Below are 1,857 nucleotides of genomic sequence, written 5' to 3' on the forward strand. Positions count from 1 at the left end.
ACAGGTCGCGACCTGTCCGAATCGTGCACCAAACAATCAACCAATTAACAATCAACAATTTATCCATTTAACAATTTAACAGTGCCCGATAACCTTCCATACCTTCCCTGGCTACTCGCTATCCTGGCAGTAGCGCTGCTTGCGTGGCTGGCTTGGCGGCGCCTGAACCGGCAAAGGCTGGTGTGGCGGCTGTTGGCTAGCGTTTTGGCAGGAGTAAGCCTCGTGCTGCTCCTCTTCCCGCCTACCTACCAGCGGGCGCTTGACCCGGGCACAGCTGTATTGCTCACCGAAGGCTACCATCCTGACACGCTCAGCACGCTCCTACAGCAAATGGAAGCGCAGCCTTTGGTCTATACCTACCAGGCAGAGGAGGCACCCAAAGCGGAACCCATCCAGGATCTCTATACCTTCCGGGAGCAGCACCCACAGGTGCAAACCGTGCATGTGGTAGGCTATGGCTTGCAAAAACAGGAGCTGCAGGCCCTGGAAGGCATCACCCTGATCCCGCACCTGGCAGCACTGCCCGCTGGCGTAGCAGCAGTTACCTGGCCAGGCAGCCTTCCTTTGGGAGAAACCGTGACAGTGGCAGGTCGGTTTACCAACACCTCCGATGAACCTGCCACGCTATACCTGCAGGCAGCCGGTCGTGTGCAGGATTCCATCACGATAAAAGAAAATGGGAGCCATACCTTCCGGTTGCGCTATACCCCGAAGCAGGATGGGCGCTTTGTCTATCGCCTTCTATCGAAAACGGCAACTCAGACAGACACGGTAGGGCAGGTACCGGTACAGGTGCAGGCTCCTCAGAAGCTGGGTGTGCTGTTCGTCTCTTCTTTCCCGCTGTTCGAGTTCAAGTTCCTGAAGAACCACCTGGCGCAAGGCCAGCACCGGGTTGCCTTGCGCAGCACGGTCAGCAAAGGCATCTACCAGAGCGAGTGGCTGAATATGCCCCAAACCGATCTGAACCGGATCACGCCCAGGCTGCTGCAGCAATTTGATGTCGTGATCACAGAGCCGCAAGCCTTACAGGAGCTGAGTAGTGCTGAGAAGGCAGCCCTGCAACGCGCCGTCACCGAAGAGGGACTGGGCGTGTTGACGATCGCCAGCGAGCAGCCCGGTAACCGCAACACCGCCTTCTTTACCAACTTCCCGAGCAAGCGCCTCTCGCAACAGGACACCCGCAACGCCCGCGCCACCTGGAAGGCCAGCGGAACCCAAAGCCCCGTAACAGCCCTGCCCTATACCCTGGTGAGCAGCGAGGCGGTAACCGGCCTGGTGGAGGAGCAGGGAAATAACCTGCTGGCAGCCGGCAAAAAAGCAGGCTGGGGAACCGTGGCCCTGACCGTGGTGCCGCAGACCTTCGGCTGGCAACTGGAAGGGAAACGGCATACCTACGCCAGCTATTGGACACACCTGCTCTCCTCCGTAGCCAGGAAGCAGGTACAGGAAAAGTTCTGGCAGCTGAAGGCACCTCAGGTCCCGCATATCCACCAACCGGTGCAACTCTCGCTGACAGATTATACCTTGCAAAACGCATCGGGAATACCCCAGGCCACTGTCCGGGACATAGCAGATACCACGCTGACAGGTATAGCCTTGCAGCAGGCGATACACCAGCCAGAGGTATACCAGGGCACTTTCTGGCCCCGTCGTAGTGGCTGGCATGTGGTGGAATCGCCGGGAGTGGAGCCGTTTTATTTCCTGGTGCAGGATACCGCTGCCTGGCCGCACCAGGCTATACTTGCCAGGCAGGAAGCAACTGTAGCGTTTGCTGCAGCGCAGGGCAGAAGCGAGCCGGCCGCGACAACAGCCTTTGCCCAGGAGCAGGTCCCGGTCATCTGGTTCTTCGTGTTGTTC

The 1,857-nt window shown here is 58.6% G+C and carries 1 protein-coding gene; it reads left to right on the plus strand.

Annotation, left to right across the window (positions count from 1 at the left end; genetic code table 11):
- Positions 1-81: 81 nt before the first annotated feature.
- Positions 82-1,857 (plus strand): hypothetical protein (locus OB13_RS08985; protein WP_461489826.1); only part of this gene is annotated, 1,776 nt, incomplete at its 3' end.

The organism is Pontibacter sp. HJ8 (assembly GCF_054824225.1).